A 21,068-nucleotide genomic window follows, 5' to 3' on the forward strand; every position below is an offset into this window, starting at 1 on the left:
CATGAGAGTTTCTGTCTACATACCGACTAAAAATAGAAGGCAAGCGTTAGAAAAGGCAGTAGACTCTGTGCTAGGCCAAACGCACAGAGATATTGAGGTAATTGTTGTCAGCGACGGCTCAACTGATGATACTGAGAGCTATCTTAAACAGAAGTCTATAAGTGATCCTCGTCTTAAATATTTTATTAAGCCACAATCAGGTGGAGCACCGGCAGCGAGAAATCTTGCCATTAAAAGTGCGACTGGTGAGTTTATTACAGGACTAGATGATGATGATGAGTTTTTACCAAATCGCATTGAGTTATTAATCAGCTATTGGAAAATGCTGGAAAAACACTCTATAAGGCCTTCATGTATTTATACTCCTGATCTAATTTACAGGGATGGGCTTGAAGTTGACCAATCACGCAAGCTGGGACATGTAAGTCATGAGCAATTGTTTGATTTCAATCATATTGGGAATCAAATTTTTGCACCAAAAGACGTTTTTATTGGGGCTGGTTTATTTGATGAGGAAATGCCGGCTTGGCAAGATATGGAATTCTTTTTCAGAGTTCTAAAAAAGTTTGGCAGGGCGTCGTTACTCGATATTCCAACACAAATAATGGATGACACCCCACGAACGGATAGAATTTCTATCAAATCAAGAACCCGTTTGCAAAAGGCTTATACCCGTTTTGTATACAAACATTGTCAAGACTCTAAACGAAATGCGCAAAAGTTATTTTTGCAAATGTTTTCAAGGTACTATAACAATCGCCCAACTCTTACAGACTGGATCGCATTCATAAAGTTAGGCTTTTGGCCCAAAGGTTACTTGGCACTACTAACTGCAACATTTAGATACTAATATACGTAACTTGGCTAAGCCACCAATCGACTATTTAATCTAGGTCTGGTAATAACGTGTCAAAAATTAATATTAATAAAACCAAAATTGCTCTTTCAATGCTGGCAGCATTTTCGGCAATTTTCTTTGGTTTGGTTTCACTTTTTATTACACAGGTGGTAGGGGAACATTATATTTATCTGCTAAGCCTGCCTGTAGCAATTGTTATTGGGCTCGTGTTTGTATTTGATCGATATTTCTTTTTTTTACTAGTCATCCTGACACGGTCATCACTTGATGTTGTTTTTAATTCCATCAAACTTGGTAGCTTTGGAATTGGCGCAGTTCTGAATGCATTAGTAATTCTAATTGCAATATTAACAATTTTTGAGAAGCCTAACCCTAATCAACCAGATATTTCGAACATCAAAAGAGCATGGGTAATTTTTCTTACATTGTCATTCTTTTCATTGGTGTATTCGCCCGCAGTACTGCAAAGCGTCAAAGTTTTTTTGATTTATGTTTCATATGCCTCTATGTTTCTTTTGGGCACAAAACTTGTTGACTCTCAACGTGATTTTGATAAATGGATTAAAGTGGTTGCTTTTTCCTCGATTATCCCAGTTTTATATGGACTTTTCTGTATCGTATTTGGGGGTAGAGGAATGGCCTTTAGTTATCAAGAAGGCTTTCGACTTAGAAGCACCTTTCCACATCCTAATCCGTTCGCACCATACTTGGTGCTAATGATCACCGTTTGTTTTTACATATACAAATCTAAAATTACATCTATCGGAAACGGTCTGCGCAAGACGTTACCACTTTATATATTGTTATTAGTAGCGATGCTAATTATGACCAAAACAAGGTCCGGGTGGGTTGCTTGCTATATGTTCTTTTTCCTATATGCAATCTTGCATGAGCGTAAATATTTATTCTTAGTGTTACTTGCCCCATTTGTTGCCTTATTAATTCCAGAGGTACAAGAACGTGTTCTTGATTTAACTAGTGATAACGATTTTGGTTCAAGTGGTTATGGCCGGTTGAACTCTTATGCTTGGCGTCTCAAAATTTGGTCTGATAGTTTAGCTTGGATGTCAAAGACACACTACCTGACTGGTTATGGTCTATATAGTTTTATTCACCACTCAACAAGCTTTGCAATGGCAAACGCATTTCAAAAACAGGACTTTGACATTAACGCCCACAATATTTACGTTCAGTTATTTTTCGAATTAGGCATTTTTGGATTATTGTCCTTCTTATATCTTCTGTTTGAGGTATTCAAAAAACTCTTGAGCATTTACAAATTTAACAAATTACTAGTTTTTACAGTTATCGTTATGTTGCTGGAATTTGCATTCATGGGCTATGCCGATAACTTGCTTGATTATCTAGTATTCAATTGGTATTTGTGGTTCACATTAGGTTTAACAATTTCAGCTTCGAGACTGTTCCAAAAGCCTGAACAAGACACTCACCCCCAAAAAATATCCACATAAAGAGTCTTAATATGCGAATTGCATACTTTACAAGCAGTTATCCACGTGCCACTGATACATTTATACAACGCGAGGTGATTGGACTCAGAGCATCTGGCGTTGAAGTGCTAACGTGTGCCCTAAGACAACCCGAGGGTGCTAATAATGTGAGCCCTCTGATTTTAAATGAGCGTAAACAAACCACTTATTTTTTGCCAGCTGGCCCGCTAAAGCTTATCCAACTGAATTTTAAGTATTTTGTGAGTGCCACCTCAAGCTACTTTAAAACGCTGCACTTGGCTTTTAAAACTCGTCGTCCTGGCGTGAAGGGCTCGCTCTACCAACTTTTTTACTTTCAAGAGGCATTGTTGCTCGCAAATTACCTACAACAGAATCATGTGCAACATGTGCATAATCATTTTGGTGATAGCAGTGGTATGGTGACGATGCTTGCGAGTCAGTTAACTGGCGTGGGTTATAGCGTCACCTTTCATGGGCCGCATATTTTCTTCGAGCCAACTTTGCTTGCACTTAGGGAAAAGGTCAAATATGCAAAATTTATAGTTTGTATAAGTAATTATTGCAAAAGCCAGATGATGCTTTTCTCTGACGTAGAAGATTGGCATAAACTCAAAATTGTTCACTGTGGTGTTGATGTAGACAAGTATTCTTTTGATGATAAATCTGTTGATAGTCAAGCAGCTGGGCCCGTAAAACTATTGTATGTGGGTAGATTAGCAGCAGAAAAGGGTGTACCTGTTTTATTGAAAAGTTTGATTGACTTGAAAAACGAGGGTTATCAGTTTCATCTAACCCTCTTGGGTGATGGTCCTGAGAGAGCTAGCCTTGAGTCTGAGGTTGATAAACACGGACTGACAGGAATGGTCTTTTTTGGTGGCTTTGCTAGTCAAGAAACTGTCAGAGAGACTTTGTTAGCAAGTGATGTATTTATTTTACCCAGCTTTGCCGAGGGTGTCCCTGTGTCACTGATGGAAGCGATGGCCTGTGGCATCCCAGTCATTGGAACTAATGTTGGAGGCGTTACTGAACTGATTGAGCATGGTGTTTCTGGCATGGTTGTTGCTCCATCCGATGAACAAGCGCTGAAAAGTGCCATTTTTCGGTACATTAAACATCCGGAGTTACGTGAAACAGTCCGTTCAGCTGCAAGAGAAACTATTGAATCTGATTTCAATTTTAAAATTGAAGTTAGCAAACTTGAACAGCTGATTCGGGAGCAAGTGCAAAGCTAATATGATTGGTTACCTCAATAATACTCATATTTCAGAATTAGAGTCATATCCGCTTTGTATCATTGGTGCTGGCGCAGCTGGCATATCTTTAGCCGTTCATCTTAGTCGGCTTGGTCATCGCATATTGTTGATAGAGGGCGGTGATTGGAACGAAGGTTCCGAAGTACTCGACGCATATATGGGGAAAGCGACGCCACCACATCCACAAACGACTGAATTTAGATATCAGCGGTTTGGGGGAACAACGCACCTATGGGGGGGGAGATGCGTACCACTTGACTCACATGATTTTGAGAAGCGCGCTCATGTTCCAGAGAGTGGCTGGCCAGAAGGAGCAAAAGACATCGCTAACTATTATGCTCAAGCCCTCGATTATTGCGATGCCGGTGATAATAATTTCAATATTTCAGCCTTCGGTCCCAACACTAAACCAATATTTAGCGAAGCGCCAACATTAGCGCCTGATTTGAATGAGTATATTGAGAGATATAGCCTACCTACAGATTTTGGTAAAAAATTTCGGCAAGAGCTTGAAAATTCAGTCAATGTAAAAGTCCTCTTGCGCGCGCGCTGTACTAAACTAAATACAAGTGCTCAGAATGGTGATGTCGTTGAGACAATCACCTTGCATGATGGTCAACAATCGGTTGATGTGAAAGTTAATCAAATTGTCTTAGCCGGAGGAGGGATTGATACAACTCGACTATTGCTAGTCAGTCGTCAGTATCAACCTGCCTGGAGCCATCTTGATGGCAGCCTTGGTAAGTATTATGCGTGTCACTATGACTTGATTTATGGAGCGTTACGATTTAAAAATGAACGTCCCATTTTTGATTTTCAAAAAACAACTGAAGGCGTTTATGCCAGACGAAAGCTTCAATTTTCAGCAGAGTTTCAAACTAAGCATGGTTTGTTGAATTCTGCATTTAGGCTACATTTTCCAGCATACGCGGACCCTTCTCATGGTAGCGGGATTTTATCTACTATTTATCTTGCAAAGTCAATATTAAAGCCCGAGTATCAAACCATTTTAAATCATGGTGGCAATCAATCATTAGAGCGTGTTGACTATGCAAAACATGTCTGGAATGTTGTCTCGGATCCAGTATCTGTCATTCGGTTTGCTTACGACTGGTTATTCAAAATAAAGTTGGCGAAAAGACGTATTCCCTACACGCTGGTTGCAAACCGTAATGGAACATATCCTATTGAGTTTAATAGTGAGCAAGTATCAGATGCAGTCAATCGCATTGAGTTGCTTGACGAATACGACCGATATGGCATGCCTAGAGTAAGCGTGCATTGGAAAATGACGGCTAAGGATATCGCCTCTGGAATTAAATCTTTTAATTTATTACAACAACAATTTGAGAATACCAACGCATGCAGACTTGAGTTTGACCAAAAAGAGTTAGAAAAGGCAATGGAGAGCGCTTTACCTGTTGGCGGGCACCATATGGGAACAACCCGTATGGGAACCGCTCCGAATGATAGTGTGGTAGATGTTAATTGCAAAGTGCATGGAGTCAAAAATCTGTATATTGCGAGCGCATCGGTTTTTACCACGAATAGCCATGCTAATCCAACACTTACGATTGTTGCATTGGCATTACGGCTTGCTGATCATTTAAATCATATTCAAGCCTTAAGGAGTAAATGATGAAAGCTTTTCATAAAACCAGTCTGTTAGTATTACCTTGGCTCGCATATGTTGCATTTAATCATAATGTAAGCGCAGCAGATGTCGCATTGTATAGCAAACCGTTTGCTGTAAATTCTTTATGGAAGAGTAGGCCAGTATCTCCAAGTTTCTCTGATTTTGTAATTCCAACTTCAAAATATAATCCCAATATTCACGAGGGAGTATTATCCTCAGGATGCTTTTTTGCCGATGAAACTAGTGGCCCTGTAACCGTTAAACCTAATCCTGGACAAAAAGGGGTTTATGATGCTGATGCAGAAACTAATCAGCCAAAAATTGAAATTCCACACTGGCCAGCTGATCTTGTTCCTGCTTCTGGTGGCGATGGTCATGCAGATATTTACGATACAGCGAGTGGAGTGATTCATTCATTTTGGAAGCTCAGAAATACAAATGGGGAATGGACTGCCAATCTTTATGCTTGGTCACCGATAGACGGGACTGGTTGGGCTGATCCGGCACACTATTATCAGGGTGCTCGGGCAGTAGGTATTGGTGCATGTGCAGGCATTATTCGGAAAAATGAGTTTGCAAGTAGCGATCCTATTTATCCACATGCTCTGGCTATGTCACTTGCATTAAATGGTGCAGCCTCTAATCCAGGATATGTCTATCCTGCTACCTCAGCTGACGTATATGCACCGAAAAATACTGGTCAGATTCCAGAGGGTGCTCTAGTTATGCTGCCTGAAAGTTTTGACGTTTCAAAAATCAAGACGCCCGAGTTGATAAAAATTGTTAATACGCTAAAAGTTTATGGCGCTTACATTGTTGATACAAACGATGGCACACCATTTATCATTTATGTTGAAAATGGCTCAGGACTTAATCTGCATAAAAATGGCTACAATTACAAGGCAGCAAATGAATTGCATTTAATTAGACAGTCTTTGCGAATGGTAACTTCAGCTAAGTCATGGGTCGATGCCTCTGGGAATCCATTCATTCCTGAAAAGAATTTCAACATTCTATCAATGCGAGGCCCATGGTGTGTTTATCAGCGGACCGCATGTATACAAAACAGTCCAACTGCAGGAAAGTTTGATACTTGGAAGCAGGCAGTCATCTTTGGCCCTACTACTAGTGAGGTCGTTCAATCAAATCCTTCTGGGCGATCACTAACACAAGTCACATGGGCAAAACCTAAAATGGGTGAAAAGTATAAAATCACCGCAAAAACCACTGGTGGTGGTAAACTCAGACTCATTATCAAGGACAAAAAATATAAAACTAGAGTTGATACATATGATCTTTCGGATGGTCAATCTAGAACATTTGCATGGCCAGCCGATGATGTTACCTCAAATGTTGTTGTAACTAGTGGTATAGGTGCTGGATCAAGTGTAAGTGGCACATTAATTCGCGTTGATCAATAATGTTCAGACCTGAACAGAATACGTTTCCAAGTAGAAATTATGCTTATAGTTGTTGAAATCCTTTTTTTTACGGTATTTGCCATACTGGTAATTCCAGTACTAACATTTTGTATACAAATCTTGGTGGCTGTTTTACCTGGGTTTCGTAACCAAAAGGTTGAGCCGCAGTCAGCAGCAATTGCACTACTGATCCCAGCCCATAACGAATCCGCTGGGATCAGTGCAACGCTTGAATCTATCAAGAAATCTGCTACGCCTAACACCCGAATTGTGGTGATTGCTGATAATTGCTCGGACAATACGGCAGAGATTGCAAGAAGTAACGGTGTGGAGGTCATTGAGAGAGCACATGAAACGTTGCGTGGCAAAGGATACGCGTTAGATTTTGGTATTCAACACCTTAAGACTAATCCTCCAGAGGTGATGATTGTTTTTGATGCCGACTGTATTGTATATCCAGATACTATTAATGCTTTAGCTCAGGCTGTTATCAAAGGTAAGCGTGCAGTTCAAGCCTTGTACTTAATTCAGGCAAAACCAAATTCACCCGTAAAAACTAAATTGGCTGAGTTTGCCTATGTCGTTAAAAGCTGGACTCGACCGCTGGGATTTTATCGCCTGGGTATGCCTATGCAACTGATGGGCTCCGGGATGGCTTTTCCATGGGAGCATGTTAAAAATGCTAATCTTGCCAAAGGATATATTGTTGAGGATATGAAATTGGGTATAGACCTAGCCGAGCAAAGGTTCGCCCCCAAATTTTGTCCTGAAGCATATGTTACAAGTGAGTTCCCATTAAATGATGAGGGTGCTGACTCTCAACGGAAAAGGTGGGAGCATGGCCATATTGGCATGATTGTACAAGAGGGACTGCCACTGTTTCTTAAGGGATTACGTACAGCAAATATTGAAATGACCGCAATGGCTTTAGATTTGTGTGTTCCCCCAGTTGCGCTGCTATTCTTGCTAAGTGCATTATTTGCAATTATTTCCGCAGTCTTGATGTTGCTTACTAACACTACATTCCCTTGGGGGTATGGTGTAATTCAATTCCTGTTATTAGCTTTATTTGTCATGATCTCATGGGTTAAGCACGGTACTAAAATATTACCGTTTTTTGAGCTTTTGACTTACGCGCCAGTTTACGCTGTTAGTAAAATCCAGCTATACGCTAAGTTTTTTGTGAATCGTCAGATTGAATGGGTTAAATCCAAAAGAGATTAGCGGACGTTTTCATTTTTTAAGTACAAAACACATCAATGAGTAAAACTATAAAAAAAATTGATCAATTAGAGAGTCTCCGCGGTATTGCCGCATTACTGGTCGTTTTATACCACGTTCCAGCATGGAATCCCTTGATCCACAATATATCCATTATTCGAAGTGGATTTATGATGGTAGATTTGTTTTTTGTCTTATCCGGCTTTGTAATTTATACCGCATATGCAAATCGAATCAACACAGTTTATGAGTTGGCAAAGTTTCAGTTTTTGCGATTTGGTCGCTTATATCCTGTACATTTACTCTTTTTGTTATTGTTTCTGGGCATTGAAATATTGAAATATGTTTTACAACATCATTTCGGAATTGCAAGCCTTAGCAAGCAACCATTTGAAGATAACGATCTTGCAGCATTTATGCGAGATATTTTTATGGTTAAGGCATTCTGGCCAAATGAACAGGCCATCACATTCAACAGCCCGGCTTGGTCTATCAGTGCTGAGTTTTACACCTATCTAATTTTCGGATTGATTGTTCTCAACTTTTCAAAAATTAAGAATTATATTTTTGCCGCCCTAGGCCTATCAGCCACTGCCATTCTCTTCATTTATCATCCTGAGCAGCATGATTTCATGCTTAGATGCATCGCAGGATTTTTTATCGGCTGTATGTTAGCCCTTGGCATTAGTAAAGTTATAAACTCTGTCTTTTTAAGTCCTTATTGGATACCGGTCTGTTTTGTATTGATTGGGTTATTTATGATCTTCGGCCATGATGCCAAAGCATTAAAGGTTTTAATTTACCCCTTAACGTGTTTGCTCATTGCATCAATCTTGCTTTCAAAAGACCATTTTTGGAAGCATTTCCTGTCTCATCCGACCTTAGTTTGGTTAGGGACAATTTCATTCTCATTATATATGTCGCATGGTTTAGTTCTCTGGTTTTATCAACAAGTGATTAGGGTACTCTTTCATCGGCCAGAAATGATAGTCGAGAGCTTATCAATACCACAATTTGAATTCCCATTGGCGGTTGCTCTTACCATTGGTTTTCTGGCAGCTTGTTTAATTATTGGTTACCTTACTTACAGGCTGGTAGAAAGTCCATTTCGCGAGAAATCACGCCAACTTGTCAAAGTTTAGCCAAATAGTGTCTGGCTCCGAGCTTATTCAGCATAACTAGAAATCAATATATGAAATACACACCAGAACTAGATGGAATCAGGGCGTTATCGATATTACTTGTTATGATCTCTCATGCTGGGTTCGGGCATATCGTTCCTGGAGGTTTTGGCGTTACTATCTTCTTTTTTATTAGCGGATACTTGATTACTTCACTATTGATTAGTGAGGCAGAAAAAAACAATCATATAGATTTAAAAAAATTCTACATACGACGGTTTTGGCGATTACTCCCACCAGCTATTTATTTCATCATCATCTCAAGCCTATTGATTCTCTTTATTAATCAGTCAATAAAGGTGTCAGAGATTTTTGCCGCATTATTTTATTTCGCTAATTACTATAAAATTTTTATACATTTTTCGAATGTAGATGGCTTGCTCTCTCCATTTAATATTTTATGGAGTCTTGCTATCGAAGAACATTTTTACATTTTGTTTGCGCCGCTACTTGCGTTCACTTATCGTTCAAATCGTTACTATCAAATAATCGTTATTTTTTTACTCCTACCGCTACTGATCAGACTTGGCTACGCCCTGATTTTTCCAGACCTGTTGCATGAAGGGGGGTACACTTATACGGCAACGGAGGCAAGGATAGACTCGATAGCATTCGGTTGTTTCATGGCTTGTCTGATGCACAAGCCAGCTCAAAAAGAGTGGCTTGAACGGCATTTACTTAAATTTGGTTATTTTGTTCTCGGATTAGCTGCAATTCTCTTTTCACTATTGGTTCGGGATCTGTTTTTTAGAGAGACATTCAGATATAGCTTACAAAACGTTGGGCTGTTTTTAATACTTCTGAATGTATTATTTAATCAAGCAAATATTTTTGCCGCAATTAGGCGCTTTTTGGCGTTACCCTCACTCACTTTTATTGGCAAGCTAAGCTATTCGTTGTATTTGCAGCATTGGTTATCAATGACGCTTATTTCGTATGCAATAGGTTTGAATAAACTTTCGCTTGCCTGGCAACTGGGATTTTGGGGCCTAACCATTATCACCACCTTGATTTCTTACTATGTAATTGAACAACCAACAATCGCATTAAGAAGAAAATATGGCTCTAATGTATGATTTGATCTTCCTGCAATTGTCGACTGCCAGCTCATACCTATTTCGCCCATTTCTGATTAAGTGCCTTTCTTACCGGTACTTCAATAAAACGATAACTAAAGGATGCAATGATTAGTGCTGCTAAGAGCAATACTAATTTTGATTGACCTGAATGAATCATTTTATAAAAGGGCTGTTGCCATAAATAAAGCGAGAATGAAATTAAACCCACCCAAGTAAGTGCCGGGTGGCAGATGAATTTCATCAGATACTCTGGTAGTTCTTTAATGCTGCAGATAGCGGCCGCGACACAGACTGTCCCAAGGCTGTATTTGATTGGGTCTGGCACCAGATTGATGTTGAGAAGTAAAGCCATGCCAAGTAGCAAAACAGAAGCCAGTGCCGGAATGTGCTGGCTGGATCGTTGAATTAGCAGAAAACTAATGACGCCAATGAGAATAGAGGCGCTGCGGGTGTCACTTCTCCAATACACATTGTAATAATCAAGATGTTCTGTGGCCGTAAGTAGGGCGCCGTTGATCAAAAATAATACACAGATAGCAATGAGCGGTTTGATTGGATCAAAGTTGTATTTTCGGGCCAAAAACGCAATGAATGCCAGCAGGATGTAGGTGTGCTCCTCAATACAGAGTGACCAAATGTGATCTAAAACGGGGGTGTGGTTTGCGTATATGCTGTAGTAATTGTAGGTGAAGGTGAGTGTAGCCAATACACTTCGGTAATCCACATGCAGCGCGTTTTCTGACCGACCAAAAATGAGCCACATTGCAATGATAAACACAAACAGTGCTGGCCATACCCGCGAGATGCGTCGTTTAAAAAAACTAGGCAGTGGGGTGTGTTTGATAAATAAGATTTCTGCCATCAGCCTACCACTGAGCACAAAAAACATTTCAACGCCAAATCTGCCAGCATTAAATCCGTGAATGGAAAGAAAGTGGCCAGCTAAAACAGCAATAATCGATAGCCCGCGCCATCCATCAAGATAGGTATAACGCTTCATTAAAAACCATAATGCGAATATGTAGAATTGAGAGCTACAATAGCGCAGTAGATTTTTTGTGTTTATCAGCGGAAATTTAAAGCTTTGTAGGAATTTCCACGTTAAACCCTAAGGCTTTTATGCTGAAAGCACGCACAATGATGCGATAAAATTGTGTTTTATAAATTAAGATATTATCAAGATTGCCAGCTCTTCTTACTTGCGTTTTTAATTGGTATTTTTAAAACTCATGCTTTTATCGAAATTGCACGATTATTGATCACCTTTTAACCATTTAACTGAACTTAAAAAACTCTCCTGGTAAGGCGTAAAGTTCATTTTGCTGGATATTTTGCTCGAGTTCAGAAAAATCTGCTGTTTAAAAAGTCTTACGAGTGATGGCGGCAGCGGTTCTGGAAATTGCTTAGCCAGGTTTTTCTGGCCTGCTTTTTCAAGTATTTTTTGAGATATTTTTATGGCTGGACTAAACGCTTTTGAATCTAGCTTGAGCTGCATGGGGTGTATACGTTTGACCGGAGTGGCGCCAATGGCTTGCGCTAAATCGATAAAGTATTGGTTCCAGCGTGGACTGTCAGGCGCTGCAAGGTTGTAATGATGAATGTCGCCGGCATTGAGCGGCAGTTGCAACCCGAAATGTATCGCTTTAACGACGTCATCCACGTGCACCAGATTGCTCCAGCCATCCCCGGCACTGCCAAGGTCACCGAGCCTAAAGGTGTTGAGCAGATTGGCGACACGTTCTACCCATTGCACGCTGCCCGGCCCATGAATGCAGCCTGGTCTGAACACGACTACTTTACCGCCAGCTTGTGCGTAAGCTTGCATGTGCTGTTCGGCCTCGCATTTGGCAGCCGCATACCAGTTGTAAGTCGGGTCAAACGGTGAGTTCTCGGTAATGATGCCCTCACTGGCGCCATAGACTGACATGGTACTCAAATGCACAATTGTTGGCTTGCCTGCCGCCAATGCCGCTTCGGCCAGGATTTTTGCACCTTGGCCAATGCCGTCTTTACTCCCAGCGACACAATTCACTACTGCATCGACTTGTTTGAGCTGTGTGGTCAGGTCAGCCAGATTCATACTATCTAAAATGACATGCCCCTCAATATTGCTGCGCATTCTGCCTCTGGAGGCAGCAATGGAGGTGATATTTGAGTGTTGCAAGTGCGTATGTAGCCGACTGCCTACATGACCAGTGGCGCCAAGGATTAAGACTTTCATGCTTGCTTCCTTACGATATGATTGAATGAGTAGATTTGCCTGCCTGCAGTGTTTCTGCAATATGGTCTGCCAGGCGTAAGCTCATGGCGACAATGGTCAGGGTAGGGTTGGCTTGGCTACTGGTAGGAAAAACCGCAGCACTGGCAATATAAAGGTTACTAATGTCATGCACTTTGCAGTTTTCATCGACTACGGAGCTTTCAGGCTGCTTACCCATGCGTGCAGTACCAATGTGGTGTCCACCGTATGCACCAAAACGAGTCAAATCAGCCTCTAACTGCTCATCGTTAAACTCAAAGGTAGCAAGTCCACTTTGGTTGATTTCCTGTTTAAACACTTTGAGCGCTTTGCGGATAGACTCAATATCTTCAGGGAGATATTTCCAGTCAATTTTGACCTTGGGCATGCCTAGCGCATCCGTCTCATTGATCAAGGTAATCCGGCTCTCAGGGTTGGGATATTGCTCACCGTGGATTTCAAAGGTGAACTGATTGCTTTTGTTGCTCAAAATCACAGAAGGAAATTTACGCTTGGCCAGCGTGCGCTTCGTAATCCAATGGTATAAAAATTTTGTCGTATCAATGGGGTCGAGAATAATATTTGCAAAGTGTTTTAAGTAAGTGGATAGAGTTGCTTGCCCATCTTTTAAGCGCTTTCCGTACTCGTAGCTGATAAAGTTCTTGGCTAAGAACAATCCGGATAGCACTCCAATTCTATGTGAGGGATCCACGATTTTTGGAAAATGTAATCTGGCCACCATATTGCCTACTCTTAATTTCTTTTGAGTGTCGGCAGTTAATGCAAAACGACGGCGGCAATAAACCCCCTCAGGTGAAATTTCATATCCATGCCGAACATTTTTGGTGGTACCAAGTACGGTTAATTGTCCTAGGTTACCTGCTATGTGACATTGGTAATACCTACCGACCAAATCATATTTATTGCCAATTCCAGTGGGCATTACATCGTTTGATGCCAAAAGCAATCGTGCTGTTTCAATACCGCCTGTCGCCAGGATGAACTGCTTGGCAATCACGGAAAGCTTGGTACCCTGTAAGCTGACCACATCCAGGTGTTTTACTTGCTTGCCATCCATGCCAAGTCGAATGCCGGTGCAGTTAGCCCCCAGCAGTATTTCAATATCCTCAGCCAGAATCAGTCTTTGCCTGTAACGATCTCCCATATTTGTCGGGCAAGAAAACCTTTCAAGATTATTGGTTTTTAGGATGTCACTTTTGAAGCCTTTGATTGCTGCCTGTTGCTCAGGATCAAACACCTTGTCGGCATCATATTCATAAGTGCCTGCTTCTAGTAATTGATTGGCAACTTGGTAGTAGGGTGCCAAGTCATCATAACCAATTGGCCAGCCGCTATGCGGAACATAGTCTCGGGCCTCAAAATCAATCGGATCAAACGGCATACAACGCCCCCCCCATATGGTCGTTGAGCCGCCAAATCTTCTTTGACGGTATTTATCAGGAGGACTATGGAGCTTTTCGTCAACGACTTCACCTGCGTAAAGCTGTTGTACCTGGTCATTCTCAACCTCCAATCCCGACTCTAAAAGCAGAACTTTCAATCCTCGTCCAGACAAAGATAATGCCAGTGAGATGCCAGCTGCACCTGCACCTACAATACAAACATCAGCCTCCAGCGTTGCACCTGAGGGGTAGTTATTCAAATTACTAATCATATTTTTTTGTTAAATCACTTAAAAAAATTCACAAATAAGCGTTATTATTGAAATTGTAGATGGGGTGTAAGCAGTGGCGTCAAGACCAGAATAGGTTAAAACGTCTTATATCGCATAATCCTTATGGGTTATACCATATCACACAGGTTCTTTTTTTATTCACGTGCGACTGAAAAAATAATCATAATTTTTTACGTAACCCTACGTATTTTGGTCACAAATATATATCTAAACTTGTTGAGTCTCAGTCTATTTATGTCAAATACCATAGAAATGTTCGGAATCACCATTCACAAGTTTTCGATGAATGAGTCTGTTGATGTATTGCAAGAGTGGCTTCAGTTTGGAGATAATTCTTGCAAATATGTAGTTACCCCGAATGTCGATCACATTGTGCAATTAGAAAAAAATCCAGCATTCCAGCAAGCCTATGCAAATGCAGCGATGACTGTTGCAGATGGAAAACCTGTAGTTCTGGCCTCTAAATTGCTTGGAAAACCATTACCTGAAACCGTGCCTGGTAGTGATCTTGTTCCGAATATATTTACCCGGTTTCAACAAAACAATCTCCCTTTGCGTGTTTATCTGCTGGGTGCCATGCCAGGAGTCGGTGAGGTTGCTGCTGCGAATATCAAGGCGCAATGGCCTGTCGTTGAAGTCGTTGGCATTCTAAGCCCTGATTTTGGTTTTGAAAAAGATAGTGCTTATTGTGATCGCATTTGCCAATCGGTAGCAGATGCAAAAGCAGATTTGCTAGTAATTGGCCTAGGTGCGCCAAAACAAGAAATATGGGTGAATAAATACGCGAATAAATTGCCAGTAAAAGTGGCGCTTTGCGTTGGTGCGACTATCGATTTTTTAGCTGGGAATAAACCCAGAGCGCCTATGTGGATGCGCAGATTTGGTCTGGAATGGATGCACAGAATGTGCTCGGAGCCCAAACGACTTGTTAAAAGATATATGGTTGGTGCGATTATTTATCCCAAGTTGTTTATGCGGGAATGGTTGAAAAGTAAGCCGCATCACTGAAATTTAGTATACAAAAATAGAAGGAGCCACTGTGAAAATTGCAATTGCTGGTACTGGTTATGTTGGTTTGTCATTGGCAGTATTATTAGCTCAAAAAAATGAAGTCGTTGCGCTGGATATCGTGCCAGAAAAGGTGGCACTACTGAATCAAAAACAATCGCCAATTGTTGATCGGGAAATAGAAGACTTTCTGGCCAACAAATCGCTCAATTTTAAAGCGACCACTGATAAGAACGAAGCATATAAAGACGCTGCATTTGTGGTGATAGCCACACCAACCGACTATGATGTCGAAACCAATTACTTCAATACCAAATCCGTAGAGGCCGTGATCAAGGATGTAATGGCGATCAATCCAAGTGCGGTTATGGTGATCAAATCAACGATTCCTGTGGGTTACACCGAAAAAATTCGTGCCGAACTTAATTGCGATAACCTGATTTTTTCACCGGAATTTTTACGGGAAGGTAAAGCACTTTACGACAATCTTTATCCATCGCGCATCGTTGTGGGAGAGGTCTCAGAACGTGCACAAACATTCGCTAATTTGCTGAAAGAAAACTGTCTCAAACCTGACGCCCCCATTTTATTGACTAATAGTTCAGAGGCGGAAGCGATCAAATTATTTGCCAATACCTTTCTGGCGATGCGTGTGGCATATTTCAACGAGTTGGATACTTATGCAGAAACGCATAATTTGAATACACGCCAGATTATCGAAGGCGTCTGTATGGACCCGCGTATCGGTAATCATTACAACAATCCTTCTTTTGGTTACGGTGGCTATTGTTTGCCAAAGGACACAAAGCAACTGTTGGCAAACTACTCACAAGTTCCACAAAATCTGATTAACGCGATTGTGGATGCAAATACCACGCGTAAAGACTTTGTGGCCATGAGTGTTATCAAAAAGAATCCCAAAGTGGTTGGCATTTATCGCCTCATCATGAAAGCAGGGTCAGACAATTTCAGAGCCTCGTCCATTCAGGGAATTATGAAGCGGATTAAAGGTAAAGGGATTGAGGTAGTTGTCTATGAGCCAGTCCTGCAGGAATCCGAGTTTTTCAACTCTAAGGTAATCAGGGATCTAGAGCAGTTCAAACAGATGTCTGATGTGATCATTGCCAATCGACAAGCCAAAGAGCTCTCCGATGTGGTGGATAAGGTCTACACTCGCGATTTGTTCGGCAGCGATTAATCAATTCTGGATATTTCTATGCGCGTATTAGTCGTTGGTGGAGCTGGGTATATTGGCTCACATATGGTGAAAATGCTACTGGGTGCCGGGCACGAAGTGGTTACTTTGGATAATTTATCCAGTGGGCATCGAGATGCAGTACTGGGCGGTGTCTTTGTTGAAGGCGATTTGGCTGATAGCGATTGCTTGAACAACGTGTTCAAGCAATACACCCCTGATGCAGTTATGCATTTTGCTTCGTTTATACAAGTGGGTGAATCGGTACGCAAGCCGGATATTTATTATCGTAACAATGTTACCAATACATTGAATTTGCTAGATGCCATGCGTGAGTTTGAGGTGAATAAATTTATTTTCTCCTCAACTGCCGCGGTCTTTGGTGAGCCTGATTATGTGCCGATTGACGAGGCGCATCCGAATCGGCCGTTGAATCCGTATGGTCGATCCAAGTTAATGATAGAGCAGGTGCTTGCTGATTATGATAAGGCTTTTGACTTGCGCTCGGTATGTCTACGTTATTTCAATGCTGCTGGCGCCGATCCAGACGGGCAGTTAGGCGAGCGCCACGACCCCGAGACGCATTTGATTCCACTGATACTGCAAGCAGCCTCAGGGCGTAGGGAAAATATTCAGGTATTTGGGCGGGATTATGATACGCCAGATGGCACCTGCATTCGTGATTACATTCATATTGTCGATTTATGCTCCGCTCACCTTGCCGCGCTCGAACACCTGAACAAAGATGGAGAGAGTGATCGCTTTAATCTTGGTAACGGTGAGGGATTCTCCGTGCAGGAAGTGATTACAGCGGTGCAGCAGGTGTCAGGGAGAGCAATTACCGTGATCAATGGTCCAAGGAGAGAGGGTGATCCAGCGAGACTGGTTGCTGACTCCACGAGAGCGAGAAGCACATTAATGTGGCGCCCTAAGTTTACAGACCTGGAGACAATTGTCGCCCATGCCTGGCAGTGGGAACTTAAACAGTTAAGTTAAAACGTTGAAAATTGGTATAAGGTTGAAAAGATGAAAATTGTTCCTGTGATTCTTTCAGGCGGCTCGGGTACACGTTTATGGCCGTTGTCGCGTGCAGTGTTACCTAAACAGCTATTGCCTCTGGTAAGTGAAAATACAATGCTACAGGAGACACTACTGCGGCTGGCTAGCTGGGCAGAAATTGAGTCACCTATTGTTGTATGTGGCAATGATCATCGTTTCTTGGTTGCTGAGCAATTAAGACAGGTCGGCTTGAATCCAGAAGCGATCGTCCTTGAGCCGATTGCAAGAAATACAGCGCCTGCTATTGCGGCCGCGTCGTTGATTTTGAAGGACACAGATGCGCTGATGCTGGTGTTGCCAGCTGATCATGTGATTACCGATGTTGCTGCTTTTGAAGCGGCTGTTCGTCGCGCCAGTGTGGCGGCCAGTATGGGCAAGCTGACTACTTTCGGCATTGAGCCCACACATCCCGAAACAGGTTATGGCTACATTCAATCAGGTGATGGCCTGGAGGCCGCAGAAGGATGTTATACCGTTGCACGGTTCGTTGAGAAGCCTGACGCCGAAACGGCACAGCAGTATCTTGATGCCGGCAACTTTTACTGGAATAGTGGCATGTTTTTGTTTAAACCAGCCATTTTTCTCGCCGAGCTGAAACAACATGCCCCAGCCATGCTAGATGCAGTGACCATGGCTGTGGCTAATAGCTACAAGGACCTTGATTTTGTGCGCTTACATGAAGCGTCATTTGCCAAGTCTCCGTCAGATTCGATTGATTATGCGGTCATGGAGAAAACGCAGCTGGCAGCAGTCGTACCAGCCAATATGGGGTGGAATGATGTTGGATCGTGGACCGCGCTGAAAGAGGTCCAGCCAAACGACGAATCAGGAAACGCTATTCGTGGCGATGTTTATCTCAGGAATGTGAAAAATACTCTGGTGCGTGCCGAGCATAGATTTGTAGCAGCGGTAGGGGTAGAGGATCTTGTGATCGTTGAGACCGGTGATGCCATTTTGGTGGCACACCGAGACTGTGCTCAAGATGTGAAAAATATTGTAGATCATCTCAAAGCCAGCGGTCGCACTGAGCACCAGGTACATCCACGCGTGTATCGTCCATGGGGCTGGTACGAAGGCATTGATGTTGGGGAGCGATTCCAGGTAAAACGCATTATGGTCAAGCCTGGCGAAAAACTGTCTCTGCAGATGCATCACCATAGGGCCGAGCATTGGGTAGTGGTGAGTGGCTCTGCCATGATTACAGTGGATGATATAACCAAGCTTTATACTGAAAACGAGTCTACATATATTCCTATTGGATCTACCCATCGCTTGGAAAACCCCGGTAAGTTGCCATTACATCTGATTGAGGTGCAATCGGGAAGTTATCTTGGTGAAGACGATATCGTCCGCTTTGAGGATACGTATGGGCGCAATTGAGATGAATGCGCCTAAAACACTGCAGCAGTTAATGCAGAAAAGTGGTGTCGCGTTTGGAACCAGTGGTGCCCGAGGTCTGGTCACAGCAATGACTGAAGAGGTGTGTGCGGCTTACACGCAAGCTTTTGTGCAGGCGATGCAGCGTGAATATGTATTTAAAACAGTGGCCATCGCTACGGATCTTCGCCCTAGTAGTCCAGTGATTGCGCAATATTGCTCCAAGATGCTCTTCCAGTTGGGATTGGAAATCATATTCTGTGGTGCTATTCCAACACCTGCATTAGCGCTTTATGCGCAAAAACATAAAATCCCCGGAATCATGGTTACAGGCAGTCATATTCCGTTTGACCGAAATGGACTCAAATTTTATCGTCCAGATGGTGAAATAACCAAGGCAGATGAAGAAGTAATGCTGGCCACCAGTCTTCTTCCTCTACAAGATTATAGTATCAGCCTGCCATTGCCGACACCTGATGCAAGAAGTGATTATTTAGAGCGATATGTAGACATGTTGGGCGCTGATGGGTTTAAGGGCTTGAGACTTGCGATCTACCAACACTCAAGTGTAGGTCGTGATCTGATGCAAGAGCTCTTTAGCATCTTGGGGGCTGAGGTTATTTGTCTTGAGAGATCGAATACCTTTGTTCCCATTGATACAGAGGCGGTTTCTGATGCAGATGTTCAGCGAGGAATAGATTGGGCAAAACAATACAACGTTAATGCCATCATCTCAACAGATGGAGATGGTGATAGACCGCTCATCGCCGATGAGCATGGAACTTGGCTGAGAGGCGATATTGTGGGGCTATTAACGGCTCAATGGCTCAATATTCGTCATCTAGCGGTCCCTGTAAGCTGTAACTCAGCGATTGAAGTGAGTAGATTCTTTGACCAAGTGATCAGAACGCGTATTGGATCACCCTATGTAATTGCTGGGATGGCGTTACTCCATGAACAGGGTAAGCAGCATATTGCTGGATTTGAAGCAAATGGTGGTTTTTTACTGGGTTCTTCAGTAAACGCTTATCCGCACTTGGCGCCTTTGCCAACGCGTGATGCATTATTGCCTGTCATGTGTTTGTTGGCCGCTATGCAGAAATATAATAAACCGCTCTCTACAATAGTGGCAGGTTTGCCGTCCCGCTTCACCGCAAGTGACAGATTGCAGCAGTACCCGACAGAAAAAAGTAAGGAATTAATTGAGGATTGGTTTGAATTCCCAGAAAAATTGATGAGCCTTTTACAAATCGATGAAATGGTTATAAAAAAAGATATTACTGATGGATTAAGGTTAACCCTTACCTCAGGAAATGTCATTCATCTCAGACCATCAGGGAATGCGCCTGAGCTTCGATGTTATGCAGAATCCCATTCAATCCCTGCCGCTGTGAGATTAGTAAAGGCAGTACTAGAACGAATCTCAACTTTGTAAGAGTCTAACTTGTCCGAAAATAATATTCGATTGTCATATTTCTGACAAATTATTTTGCTAAGTTATGTAATAAAGCTGTAGAATATGCATCTATTTAGTGCATAACTGCTGATATCAAGTTTATATTGGTGCAGCTTTGATATTGGGTAAATATGAAAAAAGATAAATCATTATAAAAAAATAATTTAAATCAATGAGTTGCGTCTTTTTTTGAGCTGGCCTATTTTTTGCTAGTTTTGTAATAATTCTTTCATAGTTTGAATTCGATGTGCCAACCGATAAATTGCAGTCAGTAATTCAACCATATTAGTTTTTTAAGTTGTTCAATTTTATTGTTTTTTTAAATAGAGGAGAGGTTATGAAAGCATCTCATGTTTTAGGTCCAATTGCTCTTGCAATGACTTTGGCTTTTTCAGGCCAAGCATCAGCAACCGTAGTTAACGTTACTCCATTAGGCAATTTGAATGATGGTCCAGTATCAAACCAATCGTTGTTACAGGTTGGTGCTTTTTTCTTGCCAGATGTTTATACATTCAGTTTGACATCTGATTCAAATGTTACCGTTGACTTTAAAGCCTTGCTTGGTATCAGTGCTGGCTCCAGCTTCAGTTTATACGACTCAGCAGATAACCTGATTTCCAGTTACTCCATTCCGTCTCTGATTGTAAATGCAACCACATCCTTGTCATTTATCGATATTGGTGCGGGCACTGGTTATCAGTTTAAATTTAACCCAGGTGCTTTTAATGTGACTCTTTCCAATAAATTGACATTTACTGCAACACCTGTGATTCCCGTTCCAGAACCAGAAAACAACGCTTTGATGTTGGCTGGCTTGGGTATTATTGGGCTGATCGCCCGCAGAAAATTTGTTTAATTTTTTGTGTCTGATAAAAAGCCGATTGCTATAGCAATCGGCTTTTTTATTGCTCCATCT

The 21,068-nt window shown here is 41.9% G+C and carries 17 protein-coding genes; 14 read left to right on the plus strand and 3 right to left on the minus strand.

Annotated features, from left to right (window positions below; genetic code table 11):
• Position 1: 1 nt before the first annotated feature.
• Genes Q9292_RS13855 through Q9292_RS13890 form a run of 8 tightly spaced genes read left to right on the plus strand, consistent with a single transcriptional unit; the run spans position 2 to position 10,119 of the window.
• Positions 2-850 (plus strand): glycosyltransferase family 2 protein, encoded by an 849-nt coding sequence (locus Q9292_RS13855; RefSeq protein WP_275355114.1) that lies wholly within the window; start codon positions 2-4, stop codon positions 848-850.
• 56 nt (positions 851-906) lie between these two features.
• Positions 907-2,331 carry an O-antigen ligase family protein gene (locus tag Q9292_RS13860; protein WP_313989103.1) on the plus strand — a complete coding sequence of 475 codons (1,425 nt, stop codon included), beginning with the start codon at positions 907-909 and terminating at the stop codon, positions 2,329-2,331.
• 11 nt (positions 2,332-2,342) lie between these two features.
• Positions 2,343-3,563 carry a glycosyltransferase family 4 protein gene (locus tag Q9292_RS13865; RefSeq protein WP_313989107.1) on the plus strand — a complete coding sequence of 407 codons (1,221 nt, stop codon included), beginning with the start codon at positions 2,343-2,345 and terminating at the stop codon, positions 3,561-3,563.
• Between the two features lies 1 nt (position 3,564).
• Positions 3,565-5,223 carry a GMC family oxidoreductase gene (locus tag Q9292_RS13870; protein WP_313989109.1) on the plus strand — a complete coding sequence of 553 codons (1,659 nt, stop codon included), beginning with the start codon at positions 3,565-3,567 and terminating at the stop codon, positions 5,221-5,223.
• Positions 5,220-6,641 (plus strand): Atrophin-1 multi-domain protein, encoded by a 1,422-nt coding sequence (locus Q9292_RS13875; protein WP_275355122.1) that lies wholly within the window; start codon positions 5,220-5,222, stop codon positions 6,639-6,641. Before Q9292_RS13870 ends, Q9292_RS13875 begins: the two co-directional genes overlap by 4 nt.
• A gap of 39 nt (positions 6,642-6,680) precedes the next feature.
• A complete protein-coding gene (locus Q9292_RS13880) occupies positions 6,681-7,865 on the plus strand; it encodes a glycosyltransferase family 2 protein (RefSeq protein ID WP_313989113.1) in 1,185 nt (394 codons plus the stop codon).
• A 35-nt stretch (positions 7,866-7,900) separates the two neighbouring features.
• A complete protein-coding gene (locus Q9292_RS13885; RefSeq protein ID WP_313989115.1) occupies positions 7,901-9,004 on the plus strand; it encodes an acyltransferase in 1,104 nt (367 codons plus the stop codon).
• Positions 9,005-9,054: 50 nt separating this feature from the next.
• Positions 9,055-10,119, plus strand: a complete 1,065-nt coding sequence (locus tag Q9292_RS13890) for an acyltransferase (protein ID WP_313989118.1) — start codon at positions 9,055-9,057, stop codon at positions 10,117-10,119.
• A 37-nt stretch (positions 10,120-10,156) separates the two neighbouring features.
• Here the strand turns inward: Q9292_RS13890 and Q9292_RS13895 are convergent, their stop codons facing one another.
• The 3 genes from Q9292_RS13895 to Q9292_RS13905 all read right to left on the minus strand — a co-directional run bounded on the left by Q9292_RS13895 (position 10,157) and on the right by Q9292_RS13905 (position 14,036).
• Entirely contained in the window at positions 10,157-11,122 is a 966-nt protein-coding gene (locus Q9292_RS13895) for an acyltransferase (RefSeq protein WP_313989120.1), read from the minus strand.
• A 252-nt stretch (positions 11,123-11,374) separates the two neighbouring features.
• Positions 11,375-12,343, minus strand: coding sequence for an NAD-dependent epimerase/dehydratase family protein (locus tag Q9292_RS13900; RefSeq protein ID WP_275355129.1), 969 nt, complete (start codon positions 12,341-12,343; stop codon positions 11,375-11,377).
• A 10-nt stretch (positions 12,344-12,353) separates the two neighbouring features.
• Positions 12,354-14,036, minus strand: coding sequence for a GMC family oxidoreductase (locus tag Q9292_RS13905; RefSeq protein ID WP_313989125.1), 1,683 nt, complete (start codon positions 14,034-14,036; stop codon positions 12,354-12,356).
• A 255-nt stretch (positions 14,037-14,291) separates the two neighbouring features.
• On the opposite strand from Q9292_RS13905, the gene Q9292_RS13910 reads away from it, so the two are divergent.
• From Q9292_RS13910 to Q9292_RS13935, 6 genes are all read left to right on the plus strand, one after another.
• Positions 14,292-15,065: a WecB/TagA/CpsF family glycosyltransferase gene (locus Q9292_RS13910; RefSeq protein WP_275355132.1), complete on the plus strand. Its 774-nt coding sequence runs from the start codon at positions 14,292-14,294 to the stop codon at positions 15,063-15,065.
• A gap of 31 nt (positions 15,066-15,096) precedes the next feature.
• Complete coding sequence (locus tag Q9292_RS13915; protein ID WP_275355133.1) at positions 15,097-16,263, plus strand: nucleotide sugar dehydrogenase; 1,167 nt, start codon at positions 15,097-15,099, stop codon at positions 16,261-16,263.
• A gap of 18 nt (positions 16,264-16,281) precedes the next feature.
• Positions 16,282-17,256, plus strand: a complete 975-nt coding sequence (gene galE, locus Q9292_RS13920; RefSeq protein ID WP_313989130.1) for a UDP-glucose 4-epimerase GalE — start codon at positions 16,282-16,284, stop codon at positions 17,254-17,256.
• 30 nt (positions 17,257-17,286) lie between these two features.
• On the plus strand, positions 17,287-18,699 hold the full coding sequence (locus tag Q9292_RS13925; RefSeq protein ID WP_313989133.1) for a mannose-1-phosphate guanylyltransferase/mannose-6-phosphate isomerase: 1,413 nt from the start codon (positions 17,287-17,289) through the stop codon (positions 18,697-18,699).
• Positions 18,686-20,131 carry a phosphomannomutase gene (locus Q9292_RS13930; protein WP_313989136.1) on the plus strand — a complete coding sequence of 482 codons (1,446 nt, stop codon included), beginning with the start codon at positions 18,686-18,688 and terminating at the stop codon, positions 20,129-20,131. Before Q9292_RS13925 ends, Q9292_RS13930 begins: the two co-directional genes overlap by 14 nt.
• A 358-nt stretch (positions 20,132-20,489) precedes the next feature.
• Entirely contained in the window at positions 20,490-21,008 is a 519-nt protein-coding gene (locus tag Q9292_RS13935; protein WP_313989138.1) for a PEP-CTERM sorting domain-containing protein, read from the plus strand.
• Positions 21,009-21,068: the final 60 nt, after the last annotated feature.

The sequence above is a fragment of the Methylophilus sp. VKM B-3414 genome, assembly GCF_032248435.1.
Classification (GTDB): domain Bacteria; phylum Pseudomonadota; class Gammaproteobacteria; order Burkholderiales; family Methylophilaceae; genus Methylophilus; species Methylophilus glucosoxydans.